The organism is Kitasatospora phosalacinea (assembly GCF_000716545.1).
GTDB lineage: Bacteria > Actinomycetota > Actinomycetes > Streptomycetales > Streptomycetaceae > Kitasatospora > Kitasatospora phosalacinea.
In genome coordinates this window covers 87,051-110,964 of record NZ_JNWZ01000015.1, presented here as the reverse complement: position 1 = coordinate 110,964, position 23,914 = coordinate 87,051, and the positions used below count along the sequence as shown (strand labels likewise).

Sequence of the window (23,914 nt, the reverse complement as noted above, 5' to 3'; positions counted from 1 at the left end):
GAGCGCTAGGCCCGCCGGTCCAGCTTGCGGCGCAGCCGCAGGATCATCGCCGTCCCGAGCAGCAGCGGCAGCAGCTGGAAGCAGAACGCCACCTGGTAGGCGTGCGCGCCGTAGCTGTCGCTGCCCGGGTCGGCCAGCGCGTCCAGCAGGACGCCGATGCCGAGCAGGGTGATCATCGAGCCGATGAAGCCGCCCATGTTGGCGATGCCGGAGGCGGTGCCCATCCGCTCGGCGGGGTTGTACGCGCGGGCGTAGTCGAGGCCGATCAGCGAGGCCGGGCCGTTGCTGCCCATCACCAGCATCAGCACCACCAGCAGCCACAGCGGCGGGTGCCCGTGCGGCCAGGCCAGGGTGACCGTCCAGCAGAGCGCGGTGACGGCGAGCACGGTGAAGGCGATCGGCAGCCGGGAGGCGGCGGTGCGGGAGACCACCCGGCCGAACAGCAGGCCGAAGACCATCCCGCTGAGCACCAGCAGGCTGAGCAGGCCGCCCGCCCCGGCCCGGGTCATGCCCTGCCCCTCGACCAGGTAGGGCATCCCCCACAGCAGGCCGAACGCGGACGCCGGGAACGCCGTGGTGAAGTGCACCCACATGCCCAGCCGGGTGCCGGGCTCGGACCAGGCGGCCCGGATCTGCTGCCCGACCGGCAGCCGCCGGCTCCCGGACGGCACCCCGGGCCCCGCCGGCTCCGGCGCTCCGGGCGGGGCCTCCTTGAGCAGCGCCAGCACGGCGACGAAGACCACGGCGCCGGTCAGCGCGATCGCGCCGAAGGTGGCGCTCCAGCCCGCGCTGTGCAGGGCTTGGGCGAGCACCAGGGTGGTGACCAGGTTGCCGCCGGTGCCGACCAGGCCGGTGAGCTGGGCGACGAACGGGTTGCGGGCGGCCGGGAACCAGCGGGCGGCGACCCGCAGCACGCTGATGAAGGTCATCGCGTCGCCGCAGCCGAGCACCGCGCGGGAGGCCAGCGCGGGCGCGAACGCGGTGGAGAAGGCGAACGCCAGCTGCCCGGCGCTCATCAGCGCCACGCCCAGCATCAGCACCCGGCGCGGGCCGATCCGGTCGACCAGCAGGCCGACCGGGACCTGCATCCCGGCGTACACCAGGACCTGCAGGATCGAGAAGGTGGACAGCGCGGAGGCGCCGATGCCGAACCGGGCGGCGGCGTCCAGGCCAGCCACGCCGAGGCTGGTGCGGTGCACCACGGCGAGGACGTAGACGCTGACGCCGACCGCCCAGGCGAACCAGGCGGCCCGCCCGCCCGGCGGGTGGAAGACGGCGGCCGGGGCGGCGACGGGGGCCGGGGCGGCGGGGGCGTCGGCCCGGCGGCGGGGAGCGGGTGCGGACAGGGAGGACGGGGCGGTCGGGGCTGGGTCCACGCTCATAGTGCGACCAGGCTAGTCATCCCATGACCTGACCTTTGGCCCGGGGTGGCCGGTCCGTCCGGTTTCAGCCGGTGAGCGTCCAGTTCACCGTCCTGGTCATGTACTGCTCGCGGAACTCCTCGTCGCGCACCCAGTCGGTGGTGTCCTGGACGGTCGCCGTGACGGTGTGCCTCCCGCCCGGCTCCAGCGCCAGCGCCCCGGTGTCCAGCCAGGTGCCGTCCGCGCTGCTCGGTTCCACCGGCCGGCCGTCCAGCGTCCAGCCGACCCGCAGCTGCCGGGGGCCGGTCAGCGCCAGCGGCCGCACGTGCAGCTTCGGCCGCCCGTCGACCTGCCCGGACGCCGGCTCGGGGTCGTCGGCGGGCTTCACCCGGCGGTACAGCTGCTCGACGATCGCCTCCCGGGAGGGCAGGTTGTACGTGCTGCCCAGGGTGCGCATCACCGAGTCGGCGGTCGGCCGGTACAGGCCGTTGGTGCTGCGGTAGGCGCCGATCACGCCGCCGCCGTCCGGCGACTCGGCGCCCAGCCACTGCCACCACTTGGTCTTCTCGCGCAGCATCTCCTCGGCGTCCACCGCGGACAGGTTCGGGTAGTCCGGGTCGTTCGGCGCCGAGTCGTACTCGTCGCCCAGGGCGCCGACGGTGTGGCCGATCTCGTGCTGGATGATCCGCCCGGCGTCCGGGCTGCCGCCGGCCAGGGTGGTCACCCCGGTGCCGCCCGCGCCGCCGTACTCGGTGGAGTTGGCCAGTGCGATCAGGTACTGCGGGCCGTCGCCCTGCCCGGCCCAGCGGGCGGTGGCCTGCTCGTCCGCGCACAGCAGGCGGGCGGTGCCCTCGCACCAGAAGTGCATCCCGAGCGGGGTGGCGGTGGACTTCCCGGCGCTCTCGGTCTCGGCGATCCCGGCCACCGGGGAGACCACGTCCACCCGCCGTATGTTGAAGAACCCCTGGTAGGTGCGGAACGGCTCGATCTCCAACAGCGCCCGCCAGGCCCGGTCCGCCTGCTCGCGGAAGAGCTGCTGCTGGTCCGCGGTGTAGCCGTCGCCGAGCAGCACCAGGGTGATCCGGTTGGACGCCTCGCCGGTCAGCCGCAGGTCCACCGAGGGCGCGCCGGGGGCCCGCAGGTCGGGGTGGCCGGCCGGTCGCGCGATCCGCCCGAGGTCGGGCGGCGGCCCTATCGCGGTCGAGGGCGCGGGCGAGGCCACCTCCACCACGGCGGGCAGCACGGCGGCGGCCACCAGGAGCAGGGCGGCCGCCGAACGCATCACGGGTCCGGGAGCACCAGTCGGCATACGCGGGGGTCCTCGCTGCGACGGCCGCCCGGCCTGGCTGCGCGGACGGCTTGGTCGCACACACGTACCCGTCGCGGCCCGGCGCCGGGCCGGACCGGCGCGAAACTCCCTCGGGCGGCCCAATGCCGGACCCGACCGGGTGATTTCCGCTAGCCGACCACCGGAGCTCCCAATTCCGAACCGGATCAGCGGAGTTGGAAAGCGGACCGACCGCCCGCCGGACGGGATACGCTGCCGAACGGGGGAACGGCACGGGAACCACGGGGGGCCGAGGACATGGAAACCAGGCGGGAAGCCGACCCGCGCGGAACGTTCGGACGCGTACTGCGCGCCCACCGCGCGAACGCCAGGCTGACCCAGCGGGAACTGGCCGCCGAGGCCGGGCTCGGCATCCGCACCCTGTCCGACCTGGAACGCGGCGTGGCCGGCCCGCGCCCGACCACCGCGGCCCTGCTGTGCGCGGCCCTCGGCCTGGGCGAGCCGGCCTCGGCGGACTTCCTCGCCCTGGCCCGGGCTGGCTGGCGCTCCGCCCGCCCCTGACGCCGCCCCTGACGCCGCCCCGGCGCCCGACGCTCCGCAGCGACACCGCCGCGGCCCGCCGCACGAGCGCAGGGCCCCGCTCCGGCACACGGAACGGGGCCCTGCGGGGCGGGGCCGGTCAGCCCCAGGTGATCAGGCGCTTCGGGTGCTCCAGGATCGCGGCGGTGTCCGCCAGCACCTTGGAGCCCAGCTCGCCGTCGACCAGCCGGTGGTCGAAGGAGAGCGCCAGCGTGGTGACCTGGCGGGGCACCACCTTGCCCTTGTGCACCCAGGGCAGCTCCCGGACCGCGCCGAAGGCCAGGATCGCCGCCTCGCCCGGGTTGAGGATCGGGGTGCCGGTGTCGACGCCGAACACGCCGACGTTGGTGATGGTGATGCTGCCGCCGGACATGTCCGCCGGAGCGGTCTTGCCCTGCCGCGCGGTCTCCACCAACTCGCCGAGGGCGACCGCCAGTTGCGAGAGCGTGCGGGAGCCCGCGTCCTTGATGTTCGGGACGATCAGGCCGCGCGGGGTGGCCGCGGCGATGCCGAGGTTGACCGCGCCCCGGAGGACGATCTCCTGGGCCGCCTCGTCCCAGCTGGCGTTGATCTCCGGGTGCCGCTTGACGGCGGTGAGCAGCGCCTTGGCGACCAGCAGCAGCGGGCTGACCCGCACCCCGGCGCCGAGTTCGCCGCTCTCCTTGAGCCTGCGCACCAGCTTCATCGTCCGGGTCACGTCGACCTGGACGAACTCGGTGACGTGCGGCGCGGTGAACGCCGAGGCCACCATCGCCTGCGCGGTGGCCTTGCGCACGCCCTTGACCGGCACCCGGACGTCCCCGGACGCGCTCGGCACCGGCAGCGCGGGCGCCGCCTCGGCCGCCGCCACCGGCGCGGGAGCGGCCACCGGCTCGACGACCGCCTCGGCGGCGGTGTTCGCGGCGGCGTGCACGTCCTCGCGGGTGATCACGCCGTCCGGGCCGGTCGGCACCACGGAGCGCAGGTCGATCCCGAGGTCCTTGGCGAGCTTGCGCACCGGCGGCTTGGCCAGCGGGCGCTCCCCCGCCGCGACGGGCGCGACGGGCGCGACGGGCGCGGCCGGCGCCGGGGCGGGGGCCGCCACCGGAGCGGGCGCGGGCGCGGCGGGCGCGGCCGGCGCCCCGTTGGTGCGCCGGGCCCGGCGCTGCACCGAGCCGGTGCGCGGCCCGTACCCGACCAGCACCTCGCGCCGCTCCGGCTCCGCCTCGGCGGGCGCGGCGGCGGCAGCGGGAGTAGCGGGAGCGGCGGCAGCGGGAGCGGCGGCAGCGGGAGCGGCGCCCGCGACGGCCACCGCGATGATCGAGGTGCCGACGTCGACGGTGGCGCCCGCCGGGAAGTGCAGCGCCTCGACCACGCCGGTGAACGGGATCGGCAGCTCGACGGCGGCCTTGGCGGTCTCCACCTCGCAGACCACCTGCCCGTCGGTGACGGTGTCGCCCGGCTTCACGTACCAGGTGAGGATCTCGGCCTCGGTCAGGCCCTCGCCCACGTCGGGCATCTTGAACTCGCGGAGCGAGTGAACGTCAGTGGTCATCCCGTCCCCCTGTTCAGAACGCGAGCGCGCGGTCGACGGCGTCGAGCACGCGGTCCAGGTCGGGGAGGTAGGTCTCCTCGACGCGCGACGGCGGGTAGGGGGCGTGGTAGCCGCCGACCCGCAGGACGGGTGCCTCCAGGTGGTAGAAGCAGCGCTCGGTGAGCCGGGCGGCGAGCTCCGCGCCCAGGCCCAGGAAGACCGGGGCCTCGTGCACGACGATGGCGCGGCCGGTGCGCTTGACGGACTCCTCCAGGGCGGCGAAGTCGATCGGCGACAGCGAGCGCAGGTCGACGACCTCCAGCCGGCGGCCGTCCTCCTCGGCGGCCTGCGCGGCCTCCTGGCAGACCTTGACCATCGGCCCGTAGGCGATCAGCGTGACGTCGGTGCCGGGCCGGACGACGCGCGCCGAGTGCAGCGGCAGCATCGGGTCCTCGCCGACCTCGCCCTTGTCCCAGTAGCGGCGCTTGGGCTCCAGGAAGACCACCGGGTCGTCCGACTCGATGGCCTGGCGCAGCATCCAGTGCGCGTCGTGCGCGTTGGACGGGCTGACCACCCGCAGGCCGGCGGTGTGCGCGAAGTACGCCTCGTGCGACTCGCTGTGGTGCTCGACCGCGCCGATGCCGCCGCCGAACGGGATGCGCACGGTGATCGGCATCTTGACGTGGCCGAGCGCGCGGGCGTGCATCTTGGCGAGCTGGGAGACGATCTGGTCGAAGGCCGGGTACACGAAGCCGTCGAACTGGATCTCCACCACCGGGCGGTAGCCGCGCAGCGCGAGGCCGATCGCGGTGCCGACGATGCCGGACTCGGCGAGCGGGGTGTCGATGACCCGGTCCTCGCCGAAGTCCTTCTGCAGGCCGTCGGTGATCCGGAAGACGCCGCCGAGCTTCCCGATGTCCTCGCCCATCAGGACGGTCTTCGGGTCGCTCTCCAGCGACTTGCGCAGCGCCTCGTTGAGCGCCTTGGCGATGCTGAGCTGGCCGGCCATCAGTGGTGCTCCCCACCCTCGAAGGAGGCGGCGTACGCCTCGTACTCGGCGCGTTCCTCGTCCACCAGCGGGTGCGGCTCGCTGTAGACGTGGTCGAAGATGAGGGTCGGGTCCGGGTCGGGCATCGAACGGACGCCCTCCCGCACGCGCAGGCCCAGCTTCTCGCTCTCGGCCTCGACCTCGGCGAAGAACGCCTCGTCGGCGAGGCCCTCCTTCTCCAGGTGGGCCTTCAGCCGCAGGATCGGGTCCTTGGCCTTCCAGGCTTCGGTCTCCTCCGACTGCCGGTAGCGGGTCGGGTCGTCGGAGGTGGTGTGCGCGCCCATCCGGTAGGTGAACGCCTCGACCAGGACCGGGCCCTGGCCGCTGCGGGCGTGGTCGAGCGCCCAGCGGGTGACCGCGAGGCAGGCCAGCACGTCGTTGCCGTCGACCCGGACGCCGGGGAAGCCGAAGCCGGAGGCGCGGCGGTACAGCGGGATGCGGGTCTGCACGGTGGTGGGCTCGGAGATCGCCCACTGGTTGTTCTGGCAGAAGAACACCACCGGCGAGTTGTAGACCGAGGCGAAGACGAAGGACTCGTTGACGTCGCCCTGGCTGGAGGCGCCGTCGCCGAAGTAGGCGATCACCGCGTCGTCCGCGCCGTCCTTGGTGATGCCCATCGCGTAACCGGTGGCGTGCAGGGTCTGCGAGCCGATCACGATGGTGTAGAGGTGGAAGTTCTTCTCGTTCGGGTCCCAGCCGCCGTTGTTCACGCCGCGGAACATGCCGAGCAGGTTCAGCGGGTCGACGTCGCGGCACCAGGCCACGCCGTGCTCGCGGTAGGTGGGGAAGGCGTAGTCGCCGCTGCGCATCGCGCGCCCGGAGCCGACCTGGGCCGCCTCCTGGCCCAACAGCGAGGCCCACAGGCCAAGTTCGCCCTGTCGCTGGAGCGAGGTGGCCTCCGCGTCGAAGCGCCGGACCAGGACGAGGTCCCGGTAGAGGGAGCGCAGTTCCTCCGGCGTCACGGTGAGCGGGAACTCCGGGTGCTCGACCCGGTCGCCCTCCGGCGTCAGCAGTTGGACGAGCTCCGGCTCGGCGCCGATGCCGGCCCGGGCGGGGTCGGGGACGCCGGGGGCGGCCTTCTTGCGCGCCCTCGACGTGCTTTTGACGGTCACGTTCACTCCTCGGTCTGTCCGGCCGCCCGGGGTCGCCGGTGGCCGGTCCGGTCGCCTCCCCGGCTCGCGCGCGTGGGTGTGCGCACCAGTGCGGGCAGGCGGTGTTCCCTTTCCGACGGCGTCCCTCACGAGAACGTTACCCAGCGGCGCCCTTTGGCGCCCTTGCGCTAGGACGTCCTAGTTGTTCTCCGGTGGGGGAAACCGTCGGTGTGACGCGGCTTACCCGTTCCGGTCAGGACACCAGCGCACGGTATCCGGGCACGGGCCGCTGCGAAAGGGGGTAACCGGCATCGATTTGTGCGACGCTTTGCAAATGACCGATAACGGACATATCAGGGTGTTTCTCCTCGATGATCACGAAGTGGTCCGGCGCGGCGTGCACGACCTGCTCTCCATGGAGGGCGACATCGAGGTGGTGGGCGAGGCGGGGACGGCGGCCGAGGCCCTCAACCGCATCCCGGCGGTCCACCCGGACGTGGCGGTGCTCGACGTCCGGCTGCCCGACGGAAACGGCGTCGAGGTGTGCCGCGAGATCCGCTCCCGGGACCCCTCGGTGAAATGCCTGATGCTCACCTCCTTCTCCGACGACGAGGCGCTGTTCGACTCGATCATGGCGGGGGCCTCCGGATATGTCCTGAAAGCGATCCGCGGCACCGATCTGCTCTCCGCGGTGCGCGACGTCGCGGCCGGCAAATCCCTGCTCGACCCGGTGGCCACCAGTCGGGTGCTGGCCCGGCTGCGCGACGGGGGCGAGAAGGAGGACGAGCGGATCGCGCAGTTGACGAAACAGGAGCGCCGGATCCTCGACCTGATCGGCGAGGGGATGACCAACCGGCAGATCGGCAACGAGCTGCACCTGGCCGAGAAGACGGTGAAGAACTACGTCAGCAGCCTGCTCGCCAAGATGGGCATGGAGCGCCGCACCCAGGTCGCCGCCTACGTGGCCCGCCGCCAGGCCGACCAGCACCACTGAGCAGATTCGCACACGCTGTGTCAAGTCACCATCACGCCGAGTAATAAGCTCTGCGCGTGACGGACGGTCAGACCATCTCCCTCGCGCCGGCCCGCCCGGACGCCACCGCTCCCCCCGTCGGAACCCTCAGCCCCCCGGTCGCGCACGCCGCCGTGGCCGGGGTCCTGCGCGCCTACCGCCTACCGCCGCCCACGGCGGTCACCGCGGTCGCGGAGGGCCTGCTCAACCGGGGCTACCGGGTCACCACCGGGGACGGCACCTACTTCCTCAAGTGCTACGTCGACCGGGCCACCGCCGGCCGGCCCGCGATCACCACCCAGCACCGCGCCACCGCCGCCCTGGCCGCCCGCGGCCTGCCGGTGCCCGCCCCGCTCGCCGACCGGGACGGCCGCACCGTCACCGCGCACGGCGGACGGCTGTTCGCGCTCTACCCGTGGGTGGCCGGAAACCACCGCCACGGCACCGAGCTCGCCCCGGAGCGGTGCGGCGCGCTCGGCGCCCTGCTGGGGGCGCTGCACGGCGCGCTGGCCGAGGTGTGCGCCCCGCTGCGGCAGCCGGACGGGGTGCTCAGCGCCGAGGTCGAGGAGACCCGGCGGATCATCGCCGACCTCCGGGCCCTGGCCCGCGCGCACCGCCCCTACGACGCCTTCGACCGGTACGCCGAGGAGCACCTCCTCCAGCGCCTCGAACTGCTCGACGCCCACCGCCACCGCCGCCCCGGCCCCGCCGACGCCCCGCCCACCGGCTGGACCCACGGCGACTTCCACGGCCTGAACGTGCTCCACCTCGGCGGCACCGTCAGCGCCGTCCTGGACTGGGACAAGCTCGCCCCGCACCCGGTCGCCGAGGAGGCCGTCCGGGCCGCCACCCTGCTCTTCAACGACCGCGCCACCGGCGTCCTCGACCTCCCCCGGGTCCGCCACTGGGCCCGCGCCTACCGCGCCACCGGCGCCGCGGACGCCGAACAGGTCGCCCGCGCCGTCCACCGGGTCTGGTGGGAGCGGCTGAACGACCTGTGGATGCTGCAGTGGCGCTACCAGCGCCGCGACCACCGCGCCGACCCGCTGTTCCCGGCCGCGGCCGGCCAACTGGCCTGGTGGTGCCAGGAGTACGAGCAGGTCTTGGACGCCTTCACCAACTGACCTGCCCGCCCAGGCTATTCGGAGCCCGCCGGCGGACTGGGCAGCGCCCCACCGGGGGAGCCGCTCGCGCTGGGAGACGGGCTCGCGCTCGCGCTCGCACTCGCGCTGGCCGAGGGCGAAGCGCTCACCGTCGCCGAGCGCGACGAACTGGCCGAGGCGGACGGCGACGGGCTGGCCGAACGCGAGGCGGACGGCGAGGGCGTGCTGCTCGGCGTCTCCTGCTGGTGGGTGCCGCCGCCGCTCGGGGTGCGGGTGGGCGCCTGCGTGGTGGGCCGTTCGACCGGCTCGTCGCTGGCCGGGGCGCTGGGTGTCGACACCGGCGCCGTGGTCTGCTTCTCCTCCGGGGTCTTGTCGGGGCCGTTGTCGGCGGTCAGCGCCAGCGCGATCCCGATGGTGGCGGCGAGCACCAGCGCGACCGCGCCCAGCACCCAGCCCCACGGGTTGCGGCGGTGCGGCTCGCCCGGCTCCTCGCCGTTCCCGCCGCCGCCCGCCCCGACCACCGCCGGGTAGGGCTGCGCGGGCGTCCGGTACGCCGAGGTGGCCCGGTAGGGCAGCGCCTCGGTGGCGTCCGCCTCGCCCGCCATCGGGCTCATCGGCTCGGTCAGCGAGGCGGAGCCGGGCGGCGGGGTGTGCTCCCAGGCGCCGGCCGCGGCGGCCGCGGCCAGTCCGGCCGCGCCCGGCGGGTAGCCCGCGCCGGCCGCGCCGTGCATCTGCCGCAGCGCGTGCTGCACGTGGGCGCGGAACTCGTCGGCGCTCTGGAACCGGTCGTCCGGGTTCTTCTCCAGCGCCCGCAGCACCAGCGCGTCCAACTGCGGCGACACCCGGTCGTTGGCCCGGGACGGCGACACCGGCACGTCCTGGACGTGCTGGTAGACCACCGACAGCGGCGTCTCGCCGACGAACGGCGGCCGCAGGGTGAGCAGTTCGTACAGCATGCAGCCGGCCGCGTACAGGTCGGAGCGGTGGTCGACCGCCTTGCCGAGGGCCTGCTCGGGCGACAGGTACTGCGGGGTGCCCATCACCATGCCGGTCTGCGTCATGGTGGTGGCGCCGCCGGCCAGCGCCCGGGCGATGCCGAAGTCCATCACCTTGACCGCGCCGGTGGTGGTGATGATGACGTTGGCGGGCTTGATGTCGCGGTGCACGATGCCGTGCCGGTGGCTGTAGGCCAGCGCCTCCAGCACCCCGGCGGTGATGATCAGCGCCTGGTCGACCGGCGGCGCCTCCTCGTCCACCAGCAGCTCGCGCACGGTGCGGCCCTCGACCAGCTCCATCACGATGTACGGGGTGGACTCGCCGCCGTGCTGCTCCTCGCCGGTGTCGTAGACCGCGACGATCGAGTGGTGGTTGAGCGCGGCGACGGCGTGTGCCTCGCGGGTGAAGCGCAGCCGGGCGGTGTCGTCCTCGGCGAGCTCCGAGCGCAGCAGCTTGACGGCGACGGTGCGGCCCAGCCGGATGTCCTGGGCGGCGAACACCTCGGCCATGCCGCCGCGGCCCAGCCGCCGGGTCAGCCGGTAGCGGCCCTCGCCGACCGTGGGGAACGGAACGGCGCTGCCGCGGCCGGGAGTCCGGGGGCCGGACGGGATCACCTCGGTGGGTCCGGTGGCCTCCTCGGGCCCGCCCGCGTCCCCGTCCCGGGCGTCCTCGCCGGGCACGTCCCGTCGCTGGTCCCCGTCGTCGTCCGGTCGTTCGCTCTGACCCATCGCTCCTCGCCCCGGGCACCCGCTCGGCGCGCGTTCGCCCTGTCGGTTCTTCCCGAGCACGCTACCGTCTCGCGCCCTCCGGCGTGGAACGGGAGGGCTCGCGCGGGGGTCGGACCGGGCGCTGCCGGCCCGCCGGGGAGGCGGCTTCGAGTACGGTGTCGAACGGTTGTGCCCGGCGTCAGTTGCCGGCGCTGGCGACCACGATCATCAGGATGATGAACGACAGCATCAGCACGCCGGCGATCACGCAGATCACGATCGCCGCGGTCGAACAGCCGTTGCGCTCGCTCTTCGGCGCCGGGTACGGCGGCATCATCATCGGCGGCGGGGTCTGCGCCGGGAACTGCTGCTGTGGGAAGGCCTGCTGCGGGAACGGCGGCGGGGTGTGCGCTCCCTGCGGGAACGGCGCCGGGGTCTGTGCGGCCTGCGGGAACGGCTGCGGGGTCTGCGCCGCGTACGGCGGCGGGGTCTGCGGGCCCGGCACCGGCTGGTACGGCTGCTGCGGCTGCACCGGCGGGAAGTTGGTCAGCGACGGCGCGGCGTGCACCGAGCGCGGGCCCTCGCCGATCACCAGCGGGGTGGACGCCTGCAGGGGCGTGTTGCCGCCGCCCTGCGTCCCCGACAGGACGCGCTCCAGCTCCTCGCGCATCGCCTCCGCGGTCGGGAACCGGTGCGCCGGGTCCTTCCGCAGCGCCCGCTCCACCAGCGCGTCGATCTCCGGGGTGACCGCCCGGTTCAGCGTGGACGGCGCCGGCGGGGTCTCCTGCACGTGCTTGTAGGCGATCGAGAACGCCGAGTCGCCGTCGAACGGCAGCTGCCCGCTGAGGAGTTCGAACAGCATGCAGCCGACCGAGTACAGGTCGGACCGGGCGTCCACGCTCTTGCCGAGCGCCTGCTCCGGCGACAGGTACTGCGGGGTGCCGACCACCATGCCGGTCTGCGTCATCGAGGTGACACCGGACTGCAGGGCGCGCGCGATGCCGAAGTCCATCACCTTGACGACGCCCTTGGTGGACACCATCACGTTGGCCGGCTTGATGTCGCGGTGCACCAGCCCCTGGTCGTGCGAGGCCTCCAGGGCCGCCAGCACCGCGCCGGTGATCTTCAGCGCCTGCTCGTTGGGCATCGCCCCGAGCGCGGTCACCTGCTCGTCCAGCACGTCCTTGAGCGAACGGCCCTCGACGAACTCCATCACGATGTAGGGGGTGGTCGACCCGTCCGGCGCGACGTCCTCGCCGGAGTCGAACACCGAGACGATGTTGGTGTGCTGGAGCCGCGCCACCGCTTGCGCCTCGCGCCGGAACCGCTCCTTGAACGAGGCCTCCCGGCCCAGCTCGGTGTGCAGCGTCTTCACCGCGACCTGGCGGTCCAGCACCGTGTCGTAGGCGAGGTGGACGGACGCCATGCCGCCCTGCCCGAGCAGCCGCTGCAGCACGTACCGGCCGTGCCCGAGCGAGTGCCCCTCGGTGGTGCCCTCTGTCATCGTCCCAGCTCCCCCTCGGCGCGCGGTACTTCTCCGGACACCGGTCAGGGTAGCGGTTCGGGGCCGCGCCGAAGCGCGGCCCCCGCAAGGCCACCGTGGGTAGGACTACAGGTACGGACCGGAGCGGATCCCGCGGCCCGGGCCCTCCTCCTGGTCGCCCTCCGCGCCGTGCAGACCGGGGGGCAGCGCCCGCCGCATCTGCTCCAACTGCGCCCGCGCCGCCATCTGCTGGGCGAACAGCGCGGTCTGGATGCCGTGGAACAGGCCCTCCAGCCATCCCACCAACTGCGCCTGGGCGATGCGCAGTTCGGCCTCGGTCGGGATCGTGTCGTCGGCGAACGGCAGCGAGAGCCGCTCCAACTCCTCGACCAGTTCCGGGGCCAGGCCCAGTTCCAGCTCCTTGATCGAACTGGCGTGGATGTCCTTCAACCGCGCCCGGCTCGCCTCGTCCAGGGGCGCCGCCCGCACCTCCTCCAGCAGCTGCTTGATCATGCTGCCGATGCGCATCACCTTCGCCGGCTGCTCGACCATCTCGGTCACCGGGAGCTCGCGCGGCTCGTCCTCCTCGCCGCCCCGCCCCAGCCCGCCGGCCGACGCGGTGCCCACCGCCATCCCGTCCGGCCCGACGATCAGCACCTTCGGACTGTCCTCTGACCTCCCGGCCGCCGCCTGTGCCGCCGGGAAGGGTTCTTGCTGCGACCGCTCGTTCATCGGGTTGGTCATAACTCCTTCATATGCTTCGTCCACCACGGTGGTCAACGCGACCGGCCCGCCGATCGTCCCGGCCCGGCCGTCCCCGTCACCGCCGGCGCAGCCGCAACCCGATCATCCCCAGGCCGAGGCCCATCAGACCCAGGCCGACACCCAGCGGCAACTGCCGGACGGACGGGTCGCCCCAGCGGTGCGGCGCGGGCACCACCGGCACCACCGGGCCCGCCGCCAGCTCCCCGCCGGCCACCGCCGGCTCCCCCGTGGCCGCGTCCGCGTCCGCGCCGCCGGACCCGGTGCCCGTGCCGGCGCTCGCGTCCGCGCTCGCGCTCGGTGCGCCGGGGACCGTGCCCGCGGTCGCGCTCGGTGCGCCGGGGACCGTGCCCGCAGTCGCGCCCGACCGGCCGCCGCCCCGGCCGGGCCCCGCCGCGTCCGGCTCCCGCTCCGGCGCGTCCCGCTCCGGCGCCGTGCGCGGCCCGTCGGCCGGCCCGTCCGCCGGGGGCCCTGCGGGCGGCGTCCAGGGCGCGGCCGGGAGCAGCGGCACCACCGGCTGCTGGTGCCGCCCGTGCCCGGGGGCGGACGGCGGAGGCGACGGCGGCAGGGCCGAGGGCGCGGGGGCGGGGGTGGGGGAGGGGGAGGGCCCGGAAGTCGGCGTCGGGGAGGGAGAGGGGGAAGGAGAAGGGGAAGGGACGGGCGTGGGCGCCGGAGCGGAGACGGGCGGGACCGACGGGGTCCGGGACGGCTCCACCGGCGCCTGCGGCTCTCCCTCCTCCCCCTCCTCCCCCGGAACGGGCGACCCGGATGACACGGGCGGCGCAGCAGGGACGGCCGGCGACGCGGCGGTCCGGGTGGCGGTGGCCGTGGTGGTCCGGGTGGCGGTGGCCGTGGTGGTGGCCGTGGCGACAGCGGTGGCCGGCCCATCGGCCGGGTCGGACGGCACGGATATCGCCCCGCCCGCCGCCGGCACCGGCACCCCCGGCAGCTCGGTGGCCTCCGCCGCGAGCCCCGCCACCTGCTGCCGGGCCGCGTCCAGCTGGGCCCTGGCCTGCTGCCGGGCCGCTTCCAGTTGCGCCTGCGCCTGCTGCCGCGGCCCGGCGGCCGGCCCGGCCGCCGGGTCGGCGGCCAGGGCCGGGGCGGCCAGCAGCAGCGGCAGTGCCGCCCCGCCCAGCACCGCCCAGCGGCGCAGCGCGGGCGGGCGGGCGGCGGTGACACGGACCGGAACGGCCGGGACGGCCTGGGCGGGGAGCGCGGTGCGGCGGCGAGCGAGCATGGAAAGCAGGTCCTCCCGACGGCCGTCCGCAGGGAGATGCGGGCGGAGGCGGAACAGCTTGTGACCAGACTCACATACTCGGACACTCCGGGCATTTCGACCCCGCCCAGGCGGGACCCCGGAGCCCCTAGAGCTCCAGGACGACCTTGCCGACCTGGGTGCCGGACTCGATCACCCGGTGCGCCTCGGCGGCCTCGGCGATCGGCAGGACGCGGTCGACCACCGGCTTCACCACGCCCGCCTCGACCAGCGGCCAGACGTGCTCGCGGACGGCGGCGACGATGGCGGCCTTCTCCCCGAGCGGGCGGCCGCGCAGGTTGGTGGCGACCAGGGCGGCGCGCTTGGACAGCAGGGTGGAGAGGTTGACCTCGGCCTTGACGCCGCCCTGCAGGCCGATCACCACCAGACGGCCGTTGACCGCCAGGGCGTCGATGTTCCGCTGCAGGTACTTGGCGCCGATGATGTCGAGGATGACGTCGGCCCCGCCGAGCGCGGCGACCTCCTCGACGAAGTCCTGCTCGTGGTAGTCGATCAGCAGGTCGGCACCCAGCTCGGCGCAGCGGGCCAGCTTCTCGGCGCTGCCCGCGGTGACCGCGACCCGGGCGCCGACGGCCTTGGCCAGCTGGATCGCCATGGTGCCGATGCCGCTGGCGCCGCCGTGCAGCAGGACGGTCTCGCCGGGGCGCAGGTGGGCGACCTGGAACACGTTCGACCACACCGTGCAGGCCACCTCGGGCAGCGCGGCCGCCTGCTGTGCCGTCAACCCCTTAGGCACGGGCAGCAGTTGGCCCGCCGGGACGGCGACCTTCTGGGCGTAGCCGCCGCCCGCGAGCAGCGCGCAGACCTCGTCGCCGACCGCCCAGCCGGCCACCCCGGGGCCGAGCGCGACGATCCGGCCCGCGCACTCCAGGCCCGGGTAGGGCGAACTTCCGGGCGGCGGGTCGTAGAAGCCCTGGCGCTGCAGCAGGTCGGCCCGGTTGACCGCGGTGGCGGCGACCTCGACCAGCACCTCGCCGGCCGCCGGTACGGGATCGGGGACCTCGGCCCAGACCAGCCGCTCGGGGCCGCCGGGCTCGGGAATCGTGATGGCTCGCATGGCCGCCACGCTACGCCTCCGGCCCCCGCACGCCCGGTGCCCCCCGCCGTCGACGGACAGTCCGTCAGGATGGGCGGGAGCATCCTGACAGGCCGGCGACACTCCGGCCCCGGCGTTCCCCGGCGGCGTCCGGACCCTCCATCCTTGTGCCTGTGCCGAACTCCAACCCGCCCCAGGACACGGGTGCCCGGCCGTCCCGTCTGACACTCAACCGCTTCCGGGACCCGGGCACCGACACCACCGACCCCACCCGCCGGATCGCCCTGCCGGCCCGGCAGACCCGCCCGCCGACGCGCCAGGTCGCCCGTCGGCTGCTGCTGGCCCTGGGCGTGCTGGTGGCCACCACGCTGATCGTGTACGCGGACCACGCGGGCTACCACGACAACGCGGACTCCTCGGTCACCCTGCTCGACGCGGCGTACTACGCCACCGTCACCCTCTCCACCACCGGGTACGGCGACATCACCCCGGTGAGCGACACCGCGCGGCTGGTGAACATCTTCGTGATCACCCCGCTGCGCGTGCTCTTCCTGATCATCCTGGTCGGCACGACTCTCGAAGTGCTCACCGAACGCACCCGCCTGCAGTGGCGGATCGAACGCTGGAGGCACACCGTGCGGGACCACACCGTCGTCATCGGCTACGGCACCAAGGGCCGCAGCGCCGTGGACACCCTGCTCGGCCAGGGCGTCCCGAAGGACTCCATCGTGGTGGTCGACCCGCAGGCCAAGGCCATCGACCAGGCCACCCACGACGGGCTGGTCGGCGTGCTCGGCGACGCCACCCGGGCCGCGACCCTGATCCGGGCCGAACTGCCGCGCGCCGCCCAGGTGGTGGTCGCCCCCGAGCGCGACGACACCGCCGCCCTGATCACCCTGACCGCCCGCCAGCTGAACAAGGGCGCCACCGTGGTCGCCGCCGTCCGCGAGGACGAGAACGCCCCGCTGCTGCGGCAGAGCGGCGCGGACGTGGTGGTCACCTCGTCCAGCTCGGCGGGCCGGCTGCTGGGCATGTCGATGCTCAGCCCGAACGCGGGCTCGGTGATGGAGGACCTGCTGACCTACGGCAACGGCCTGGACGTCACCGAGCGCCCGGTCACCAAGGCCGAGGCCGGGCGCAGCCCGCGCGAGCTGGACGACCTGGTGGTGGCGGTGGTGCGCGGCCGCCGGGTGCTCAACTACACCGAGCCGGAGGCGGCGACCCTGCAGCTCACCGACCGCCTGATCGTCATCAAGCCGGGCACCCCGGTCACCCACTGACCGCCGGGCGAGCACGGACGGGAAGCCCCTCCAAGGGCTCGGGGAACGGCGGGTCCGTGCTGCCGACGGCCGGAGCCACGGCACCGCCGTTCCACGTGGAACATCCCGGCCGGACCTCAGGACCGCGGCAGCGCCAGCACCTCGGCGTACTCCCCCGCCGCCAGACCACCGGGCGGGACGACCGCCAGCGCCTCGGCCCGGGCCAGGCCGCGCAGCATCGCCGGGCCGTCGTGCGGCAGCGGGACCAGCCCGGCGGCGCTGCGGCGCACCGGCTGCAGCCGGGTGTCGACGGGGTGCCCGGGCAGCGCGGCGGCCAGCGACTCGGCGGGCCCGGCCGCCGGGAGCGCGCGGCCGGACCGCGCGTGCAGCAGCGGCAGCGCCAGCGTGACGGTGCCCGCCACCGCGGCCAGCGGGTTGCCCGGCAGGCCCACCAGGTGGCGGCCGCCGGGCAGCGCCGCCAGCAGCATCGGGTGCCCCGGCCGCACCGCCACCCCGTCCACCAGCGGACGCGCGCCGACCGCCGCCAGCACGGCGTGCAGGAAGTCCACCGGCCCGGCGGCCGTCCCGCCGGTGGTCAGCACCAGGTCCGCGGGCGAGTGCCGCACCGCGTCCCGCAGCAGCCCGAAGTCGTCCCGGACGTAGCGGGTGCCGAGCAGTTCGGCCCCCGCCCCGGCCAGCCACGGCGGCAGCAGCGGGCCCAGCGCGTCCCGCACCCGGCCCGGCCCGGGCACCCCCGCCACCAGCAGCTCGTCGCCCAGCACCAGCAGTTCGACGGTCGGCCGGCGGTGCACGGCCAGCCGGTCGTGCCCGGCGGCGGCGGCCAGGCCGAGCACCGCGGGCGTCACCGGCAGCCCGGCGGGCAGCAGTTCCTCGCCCCGGCCGCACTCCTGGCCGCGCGGCCTGACGTCCTGCCCGGGCACCACCTCGCCGCGCAGCTGGGCCGTTCCGTCCGCAAGTCCGGTGAGCACGCCGTGCTCGCGCCGGAGCACCCCGGTGGCACCGGGCGGCAGCTGGGCGCCGGTGGCGATCTCCACCGCCGCGCCGTCCGCCAGCGGCCCGCAGCCCTGGCCCGCCAGCACCCGGCCGGACAGCCGCCACGGGCCCGGACCGGCCACCGCCCAGCCGTCCATCGCCGAGGTGTCGAAGGCCGGCAGGTCGGTGAGCGCCGTCAGCGGCTCCGCCAGCGTCCGCCCGGCCGCCGCCGTCAGCTCCACCCGCTCCGCCGGCAGCGGGCGGACCGCCGACCGCGCCGCGTGCCGGGCCGTCGGCCACGGGCAGTCGCGCGGCACGGCGGCGGGGTCCGCCCCGACCTCGCCGGCCACGCCCGCCGCCGCGCTCATCGCCCGTCCGCCGCGCCGGGCCCGCCGTCCCCGGTCGCCCAGCGCTCGGCCAGCGCCGTCACCTTCGCGTTCGCCTCGGCCACCGCCGCCGCGCCGCCGCCGTTCGCGGCCGCCGCGTAGCCGACCAGGAACGCGGTGAGCGGCGCGGCCGGACGCTCGACGCCGTGCGCGACCACCCTGGTCATGTCCAGCAGCCCGCGGACGTCCACCGCCAGGTCCAGGCCCAGCTCGGCACCGGCCGCGGCCATCCACTCGTCCAATGTGCGCTCCATGACGCCCATGCTGCCCGATCCGGCCCCCGGCAAGCCGCTTCCCCCATGAGCACCGCGGTTCGTTTCGCTCACCGCCCGCGGCGCGGCGCGGTGAGGGCGCGCACCTCCGGGCGCCCTGTTGTCGCGTCCTACTCCCCCGCGCGGTCGCGGGCCTCGGCGAGCTCGGTCCAGGTGTCGCAGTCGAAGGAGGCGCCCGCCGGGTCGGGCAGGCGGACCAGGCTCAGGCCGGCGAGCAGGTGGCGCAGGGGGCGGCCGGCGGGGTCGCCGAGGGCGGTGAGCGCGGCGCGCAGGGCGGCGGTGCGGTAGGCGGCGGCCAGCGGCTGGTCGCGGCCGGTGGCGTCGGTCAGCAGGGCGCCGTCGGGAGCCGGGTCGTCGAGCGCGGCCAGCAGCCGCCGCACCGTCGCGGCGTCCAGGAACGGCAGGTCGGCGGCGAGCAGCAGGACGCGCGGCGCGGACACCGCGGGCAGCGCGGCGGCCACCGCCGCGACCGGCCCGCCGCCCGGCGGGTCCTCGCGCAGCCAGCGGACCCGGGCCCGCTCGGTGGGGCGCTCGGGGCCGACCACCAGCACCTCGCGGGCGCCCGCGCAGGCGGCCAGCACCCGGTCCAGCAGCGACCGCCCGCCGACCGTCAGGGCCGGCTTGTCCACCCCGCCGAGCCGGCGGCCCGCCCCGCCGGCCGCCACCACCGCGTCGTACTCGCGCTCCGTCTCCCGCTCCGTCACACCGGCAGTATCACCGCTCGCCGTCGACGGCTTCCGCCCGCAGCGCCCCGTCGTCCCCGTCGCCCCCGTCGCCCCGGTCGTCCCGGTCGTCAACGGGCGGGATCTCCCGGCGGGCGGTGTTCGCGGCCGCGCCGTGCTCCAGGATGGCCGGCAGGGTCAGGCCGCCGTAGCGCTCGTTCATCGCGGCGGCGAGCGCCTCCGCGTCGTCGGGGTGGTCGTGCAGCGCCTCGTCGAAGTCGCGCAGGTAGGCGGCGGTGAAGGCGAGCACCCGGTGCGCGGCGTCGTCCGTGCCGGGGGCGCGGTGCCCGGCGATCACCCGGTCCACCCCGAGGTCCGCGATCAGGCCCAGGTTGTGCGACCACCGGCCGCGGGCGTCCGGGTCGGTGTCGGCCGTCCAGACGTGGGTGCCGTTGTAGACGAAGTCGCCCGCGATCACGGTGCGGATGCTCGGCAGGTGGACGACGGTGGAGCCCGCGGTGTCGCCCTGGCCGAGCTGCAGGACCCGGATCAGCTGGCCGTCGATCATCAGCGGCTGCGGGAGCAGCGGCGCGGGCAGCAGCGGCTGGTCGGGGATGTCGTCGCCGTACACCGGCTTCCACTGGGCGACCTTCGCCGCCGCGGTCCGCCCGATCCCCTCGACCACCGAGGGCGCGGCCACCAGCCGCGCGGCCGGGAACAGCCGCAGCACCTCCTCCGCGCCGAAGTAGTGGTCGGGGTGCTGGTGGCTGACCACGATCGCCAGCAGCTCGCGGCCCTTGCCGGCGATCCACTCGGCCAGTTCGCGTCCGGCGCTGCGGGTCAGCTGGGCGTCGACCAGGATCGCCGCGCGCTCGCCCATCACCAGGCTGGAGGTGGCGAAGAACGCGCTCTCCGGGCCGGTGAAGACCTCGACCTCCAGCGGGCGGGGCGCCGGTACGCGGCTGCGGACGCTCTCGTCGGGCGGTGACGCGGTCACGGCTGCTCCCCGGGTCGGTGCGGCGGCGGGCCGAGGCGGCCCCGTACCCGTCCAGCCTGGCCGGAAGGCCCCCGTGCCGCCGGGTGGGCACGCCCAGGAGGGTGATCGCCGCAACCCCGCGGGGCGCCCGCGGCGTCGACTATTGTCTAGGGTCCCCGGGCACCGGGCACCTCCGCACGCACGAATCTGGGAGCACTTGATGGACCGGCTCGACAACACCGTCCGCGACTACGCCTGGGGCTCGGCCACCGCCATCCCCGAGCTGCTCGGACGGCCCGCCACCGGGGTGCCCCAGGCCGAGCTGTGGATGGGCGCCCACCCGGGCGCGCCGTCCCTGGTCGACCGCGGCGACGGCCCGGTCGCGCTGGACCGGGTGATCGCCGCCGACCCGGTCGCCGAGCTGGGCGCCGCGTCCGTCGAGCGGTTCGGGCCGACGCTGCCGTTCCTGGCCAAGGTGCTGGCCGCCGCCCTGCCGCTGTCCCTGCAGGCCCACCCGACCCGCGAGCAGGCCCGGGCCGGGTACGCCGACGAGGAGGCCCGGGGCATCCCGGTCGACGCACCGCACCGCAACTACAAGGACGACAACCACAAGCCCGAACTGATCTGCGCGCTCAGTGAGTTCGAGGGCCTGTGCGGCTTCCGCAGCCCCGCCGAGGCGGCCGACCTGATGGCCTCGCTCGACGTCCCCGGGCTGGACCCGCTGATCGACCTGCTGCGCACCAAGCCCGAGCCGGAGGCGCTGGCCGGGGCGCTCGCCGGGGCGCTGAGCATGACCGACGCCGAGGGCCGGGAGACCGTGGACGCCGTCGCCCGCGCCGTCACCGCCGCCGCCCCCGCCGACCCGACCGGCGCGCTGGCCGGGTACGCCTTCGCCGCCGCCGAGTGCCCCGGCGACCCCGGGCTGGTCGCCGCGCTGCTGTTCAACCACGTCCGGCTGCAGCCCGGCGAGGCGCTCTACCTGGGCGCCGGCCTCCCGCACGCGTACCTGCGCGGCACCGGTGTGGAGATCATGGCCAACTCCGACAACGTGCTGCGCTGCGGCTTCACCCCCAAGCACGTGGACATCCCCGAACTGCTCAAGGTGGTCCGGTTCGAGGGCGGCCTGCCCGAGATCCTGCGCCCCGAGCCCGGCCCGGACGGCGAGCGGCTCTACCCGGTGCCGATCGACGAGTTCCGGCTCTCCCGCTACGACCTCGCCGACCGCCCCGCCACCCTGCCCGGCGACGCCCCGCAGATCCTGCTCTGCACCGCCGGCACGGTCGAACTCTCCTCCGGCGAGCAGGCGTTGACGCTCCGCCGGGGCGAGTCCGCGTTCCTGCCCGCGAACGGCGCCGAGACCGTGCTCACCGGCCCCGGGGCGAGCGTCTTCCGCAGCACCGTCACGCTCTCCTAGCGCGGGCGGCGCGCCTGGTACGCCAGGCGCGCCCCGGCTTAATCGCTTGACCGTGCACGCGCGAGGCGGCTGCACTGTCCCGGACGACCGAGACGGCGACCCCGGGAAGGCGGCGGCAGTGATCGACATCCGGCCCACCAGCGAGCAGGACCACCAGCTCTTCGTGGAGACCATGCACGCCGCGTTCGGCCTGTTCGTCGACCCACCGGGCGAGGACGGCACCGGCGTCTGGTGGTCGGCGTTCGAACCGGAGCGCGGCCTGCTCGCCCGCGACGCCGACGGGCGGGCGATCGGCACCGCCGGGGCGTACACCTTCGAACTCACCCTCCCCGGCGGGCGGATCGTCCCGGTCTCCGGGGTGACGGCCGTCGGCGTGCTGCCCTCGCACCGGCGGCGGGGCGTGCTCACCGCGGTGATGCGCCGTCAACTCGCCGACCTGCGGGCCCGGGGCGAGGTGCTGTCCGTGCTGCTCGCCTCCGAGTCGGTGATCTACCGGCGCTTCGGCTACGGCCCCGCCACCTACACCCGGAGCCTGACGGTGCCCCGGCACCGCGCCGCGCTCACCCCGCCCCGGGCCGGCACCGAACCGGGCGGCACGGTCGAACTGCTGCACCGCGACCGGGCGGTGGACCTGCTGGAGCAGGTCTACGACCGCTACCGGCGCACCCGCCCCGGCTCCGTCTCCCGCCCGCACCGCTGGTGGGCCCGCGGCGCCGGCCAGCCCCCGGTCGCCCCCAAGCCCCGCTACATCGCCCTGCACCGGGACGCCGACGGCGCGCCCGACGGGTACGCCAGCTACTCGATCGAGGACAAGCGCAGCCTGGTCGTCGACGAGACGGTCGCCGCCACCGACGCCGCGCACACCGCGCTCGCCCGCTACCTGCTCGGCCACGACCTCGTCCAGGAAGTGGTCTTCCGGCACGTCCCGCCGGACAGCCCGCTGCCCTGGCAGCTCGCCGACTTCAACGCCGCCCAGCCCGGCAAGCACACCGACTGGCTCTGGGCCCGGGTGCTGGACGTCCCCGGCGCGCTCACCGCCCGCGGCTGGAGCACCGACGGCACGCTCGTCCTCGACGTCGACGACCCCTTCCTCGGCGAGCACCACCGGCACCTGCTGACCGTCCGCGACGGCGAGGCCACCTGCGTCCCCACCGACCGCGAACCGGACCTCTCCCTCGACGTCAGCGACCTCGGCTCCGTCCTGCTCGGCGGCACCGCCCCCAGCACCCTGGTCCGGGCCGGCCACCTGCGCGCCCACCACCCCGACGTCCCGGCCCGCGCCGACGCCCTGTTCCGCTCCGACCGCGAACCGCACTGCCTGCACTGGTTCTGAACCCGGCCCGCCCCCGCTCGCCGCGGTGCCCCGTCGCGTGGTCGCCCTGCTCCCGTCCGAAGCCGAGCACCCGGCAGCCGACAGCCACCGCAGCCGTCATGTAGGGTCTCGCGGTTCGTGTCGGATACCACCGCTGTGACCTGCGGCTCCCCGATCTGTCTCACTACGTGCCGGAGCTGATCAGTCTCACCACGGTGGCGGATCCCAGAGCCGAGCTCGTCACTCGTCTTCGTCGTCGAAGTCGTAGGGCGGAATGGCCCATCGCATCACCATCTCGCCCGCCTCGTCGGCTTCGAGGGTGACCGGATAGACCTGGTCGGCGTCCCGCTCGCCGCGGTGCCTCATCGAGTGGTCGCCCTGGTCCCATTCGATGCCGAGCACCTGGCAGCCGCCGACCTCGATCGCCCCGGCGCGGAGCGGGTGGCGCCACCCTGCTCGCCGGAAGCGGTGGTAGTCGGTGTGCTTGTCGATCGAAACCACGAGGCCCCTGCCGTGGAGGCGGTCGCACCAAGCGGTGAGTTCGGCCGCGCGGACGGCCGCCTCGGCCAACGGGAGGTCGAGCCACCCGTGCGGTCCTTCGACGCCGTACTGCGCGATCCGCTCGCCACCGAATTCGGCGTGCGCGTCGTCCGCGTACCGGCCCCAGTAGAAGACGTCGGCGAGTCCGTCGGCCGGCTCGCCGTTCATCCCCGTCCACGCGTCCAACCCCACCGCGTCGCCGATGACCATGCCGCACCGGTCGACGGGCAGGTCACCGATCGGGATCGGCACCGACCGGTCCGCGGAATCGGGCCACTTGCGACCGAGGCTGATCTCCAAGGTCGCAATCGTCGGCTCCTCGTCGAACGGGGACGGCGACGTGCTCGCCCTCACCCTCAATGGCCGGTCTGCGGCAGCAGGGACGGCAACCGCCTCGCACAACCACTCACGGAGGTGCCCTCCTCCCGACGCCGCTGCCGCTGCCGCCTTGGCCCGCTCGGATAGGGGCCGGCCCAGTTCCCGCCAGTAGTCGATCCACCCGGCCATACCGAGCACCAGCACACCGGACGGCGCATCGACGGATCCCAACTCCACGAAGGTCTCAGGCATGGGCAGATGCTACGAGAACTGCCTGACATGGATCGTCGCAGGATCAGCGCCACTTCATCGGTGAGAACGACAGCGGAAGTCTCACGGCTCCCCCGGTCAGTTGCTCGTGAAGCACACACGTTGAGCCATTGGCACCATGCCGTTTCTCATGGTCGTGCATGGATGGTGCCGGAGCACTTCCCCACCTCTGTCCTCGCATCCCATCCCCGCTGTCAGGACACGGCAGTAGGCTCGCTCTCCACGGTAGCTATCGGCGAAGAGCAGACGCGACAGCT

Annotated in this window: 18 protein-coding genes and 2 pseudogenes; 6 read left to right on the top strand and 14 right to left on the bottom strand. The window is 74.9% G+C overall.

The genetic code is table 11. From position 1 onward, the window contains the following. Nucleotides 1-5: 5 nt before the first annotated feature. Entirely contained in the window at nt 6-1,382 is a 1,377-nt protein-coding gene (locus OO48_RS09820) for an MFS transporter (protein ID WP_106970283.1), read from the bottom strand. 64 nt (nt 1,383-1,446) lie between these two features. Next, complete coding sequence (locus OO48_RS09815; RefSeq protein ID WP_081952019.1) at nt 1,447-2,670, bottom strand: M64 family metallopeptidase; 1,224 nt, start codon at nt 2,668-2,670, stop codon at nt 1,447-1,449. Between the two features lie 276 nt (nt 2,671-2,946). On the opposite strand from OO48_RS09815, the gene OO48_RS09810 reads away from it, so the two are divergent. Further along, nucleotides 2,947-3,210 carry a helix-turn-helix domain-containing protein gene (locus OO48_RS09810; RefSeq protein WP_033214230.1) on the top strand — a complete coding sequence of 88 codons (264 nt, stop codon included), beginning with the start codon at nt 2,947-2,949 and terminating at the stop codon, nt 3,208-3,210. A 118-nt stretch (nt 3,211-3,328) separates the two neighbouring features. Here OO48_RS09810 and OO48_RS09805 read toward each other — a convergent pair whose 3' ends face one another. Genes OO48_RS09805 through pdhA form a run of 3 tightly spaced genes read right to left on the bottom strand, consistent with a single transcriptional unit; the run spans nt 3,329 to nt 6,901 of the window. Beyond that, nucleotides 3,329-4,762 (bottom strand): dihydrolipoamide acetyltransferase family protein, encoded by a 1,434-nt coding sequence (locus tag OO48_RS09805; protein WP_033214228.1) that lies wholly within the window; start codon nt 4,760-4,762, stop codon nt 3,329-3,331. A gap of 13 nt (nt 4,763-4,775) precedes the next feature. Next, complete coding sequence (locus OO48_RS09800; RefSeq protein ID WP_033214227.1) at nt 4,776-5,750, bottom strand: alpha-ketoacid dehydrogenase subunit beta; 975 nt, start codon at nt 5,748-5,750, stop codon at nt 4,776-4,778. Beyond that, entirely contained in the window at nt 5,750-6,901 is a 1,152-nt protein-coding gene (gene pdhA, locus OO48_RS09795) for a pyruvate dehydrogenase (acetyl-transferring) E1 component subunit alpha (RefSeq protein WP_033214225.1), read from the bottom strand. The genes OO48_RS09800 and pdhA overlap by 1 nt, the downstream gene beginning before the upstream one ends. A gap of 313 nt (nt 6,902-7,214) precedes the next feature. Here pdhA and OO48_RS09790 point away from each other — a divergent pair, with 313 nt between their 5' ends. Together OO48_RS09790 and OO48_RS09785 are read left to right on the top strand one after the other, a co-directional pair. After that, entirely contained in the window at nt 7,215-7,874 is a 660-nt protein-coding gene (locus OO48_RS09790) for a response regulator (RefSeq protein ID WP_033214223.1), read from the top strand. Between the two features lie 56 nt (nt 7,875-7,930). Beyond that, nucleotides 7,931-9,016 (top strand): phosphotransferase enzyme family protein, encoded by a 1,086-nt coding sequence (locus OO48_RS09785; protein WP_033214221.1) that lies wholly within the window; start codon nt 7,931-7,933, stop codon nt 9,014-9,016. A 14-nt stretch (nt 9,017-9,030) separates the two neighbouring features. Here the strand turns inward: OO48_RS09785 and OO48_RS09780 are convergent, their stop codons facing one another. From OO48_RS09780 to OO48_RS09760, 5 genes and pseudogenes are all read right to left on the bottom strand, one after another. Next, a complete protein-coding gene (locus OO48_RS09780; RefSeq protein ID WP_051731938.1) occupies nt 9,031-10,719 on the bottom strand; it encodes a protein kinase domain-containing protein in 1,689 nt (562 codons plus the stop codon). 181 nt (nt 10,720-10,900) lie between these two features. Continuing rightward, nucleotides 10,901-12,202: pseudogene (locus OO48_RS09775) on the bottom strand (protein kinase domain-containing protein); the annotation flags it as partial. Nucleotides 12,203-12,307: 105 nt separating this feature from the next. Beyond that, nucleotides 12,308-12,925 carry a bacterial proteasome activator family protein gene (locus OO48_RS09770; RefSeq protein WP_033214218.1) on the bottom strand — a complete coding sequence of 206 codons (618 nt, stop codon included), beginning with the start codon at nt 12,923-12,925 and terminating at the stop codon, nt 12,308-12,310. Between the two features lie 76 nt (nt 12,926-13,001). Continuing rightward, the gene (locus OO48_RS40610; RefSeq protein ID WP_033214217.1) at nt 13,002-14,180 is read right to left on the bottom strand and encodes a hypothetical protein; all 1,179 of its coding nucleotides are present in this window, start codon (nt 14,178-14,180) and stop codon (nt 13,002-13,004) included. Nucleotides 14,181-14,307: 127 nt separating this feature from the next. Further along, nucleotides 14,308-15,276, bottom strand: a complete 969-nt coding sequence (locus tag OO48_RS09760) for an NAD(P)H-quinone oxidoreductase (protein ID WP_033214457.1) — start codon at nt 15,274-15,276, stop codon at nt 14,308-14,310. A 200-nt stretch (nt 15,277-15,476) separates the two neighbouring features. Here OO48_RS09760 and OO48_RS09755 point away from each other — a divergent pair, with 200 nt between their 5' ends. Then, nucleotides 15,477-16,535, top strand: a complete 1,059-nt coding sequence (locus tag OO48_RS09755; RefSeq protein ID WP_051731967.1) for a potassium channel family protein — start codon at nt 15,477-15,479, stop codon at nt 16,533-16,535. A 116-nt stretch (nt 16,536-16,651) separates the two neighbouring features. On the opposite strand, the gene OO48_RS09750 is transcribed toward OO48_RS09755, so the two are convergent. The 3 genes and pseudogenes from OO48_RS09750 to OO48_RS09735 form a co-directional block, all read right to left on the bottom strand. Continuing rightward, a complete protein-coding gene (locus OO48_RS09750) occupies nt 16,652-17,875 on the bottom strand; it encodes a molybdopterin molybdotransferase MoeA (protein WP_081952018.1) in 1,224 nt (407 codons plus the stop codon). Then, nucleotides 17,872-18,869: pseudogene (locus tag OO48_RS41150) on the bottom strand (NTP transferase domain-containing protein). Before OO48_RS41150 ends, OO48_RS09750 begins: the two are co-directional and overlap by 4 nt. Before the next feature lie 10 nt (nt 18,870-18,879). After that, nucleotides 18,880-19,824 carry an MBL fold metallo-hydrolase gene (locus OO48_RS09735; protein WP_051731935.1) on the bottom strand — a complete coding sequence of 315 codons (945 nt, stop codon included), beginning with the start codon at nt 19,822-19,824 and terminating at the stop codon, nt 18,880-18,882. A gap of 199 nt (nt 19,825-20,023) precedes the next feature. Between OO48_RS09735 and manA the strand changes: the two genes are divergently transcribed. Then, nucleotides 20,024-21,217, top strand: coding sequence for a mannose-6-phosphate isomerase, class I (gene manA, locus OO48_RS09730; RefSeq protein ID WP_033214215.1), 1,194 nt, complete (start codon nt 20,024-20,026; stop codon nt 21,215-21,217). A gap of 121 nt (nt 21,218-21,338) precedes the next feature. Beyond that, nucleotides 21,339-22,550, top strand: a complete 1,212-nt coding sequence (locus tag OO48_RS09725) for a GNAT family N-acetyltransferase (protein ID WP_033214452.1) — start codon at nt 21,339-21,341, stop codon at nt 22,548-22,550. Nucleotides 22,551-22,769: 219 nt separating this feature from the next. Here OO48_RS09725 and OO48_RS36075 read toward each other — a convergent pair whose 3' ends face one another. Next, nucleotides 22,770-23,639, bottom strand: coding sequence for a hypothetical protein (locus OO48_RS36075; protein WP_081952016.1), 870 nt, complete (start codon nt 23,637-23,639; stop codon nt 22,770-22,772). Nucleotides 23,640-23,914 lie beyond the last annotated feature (275 nt).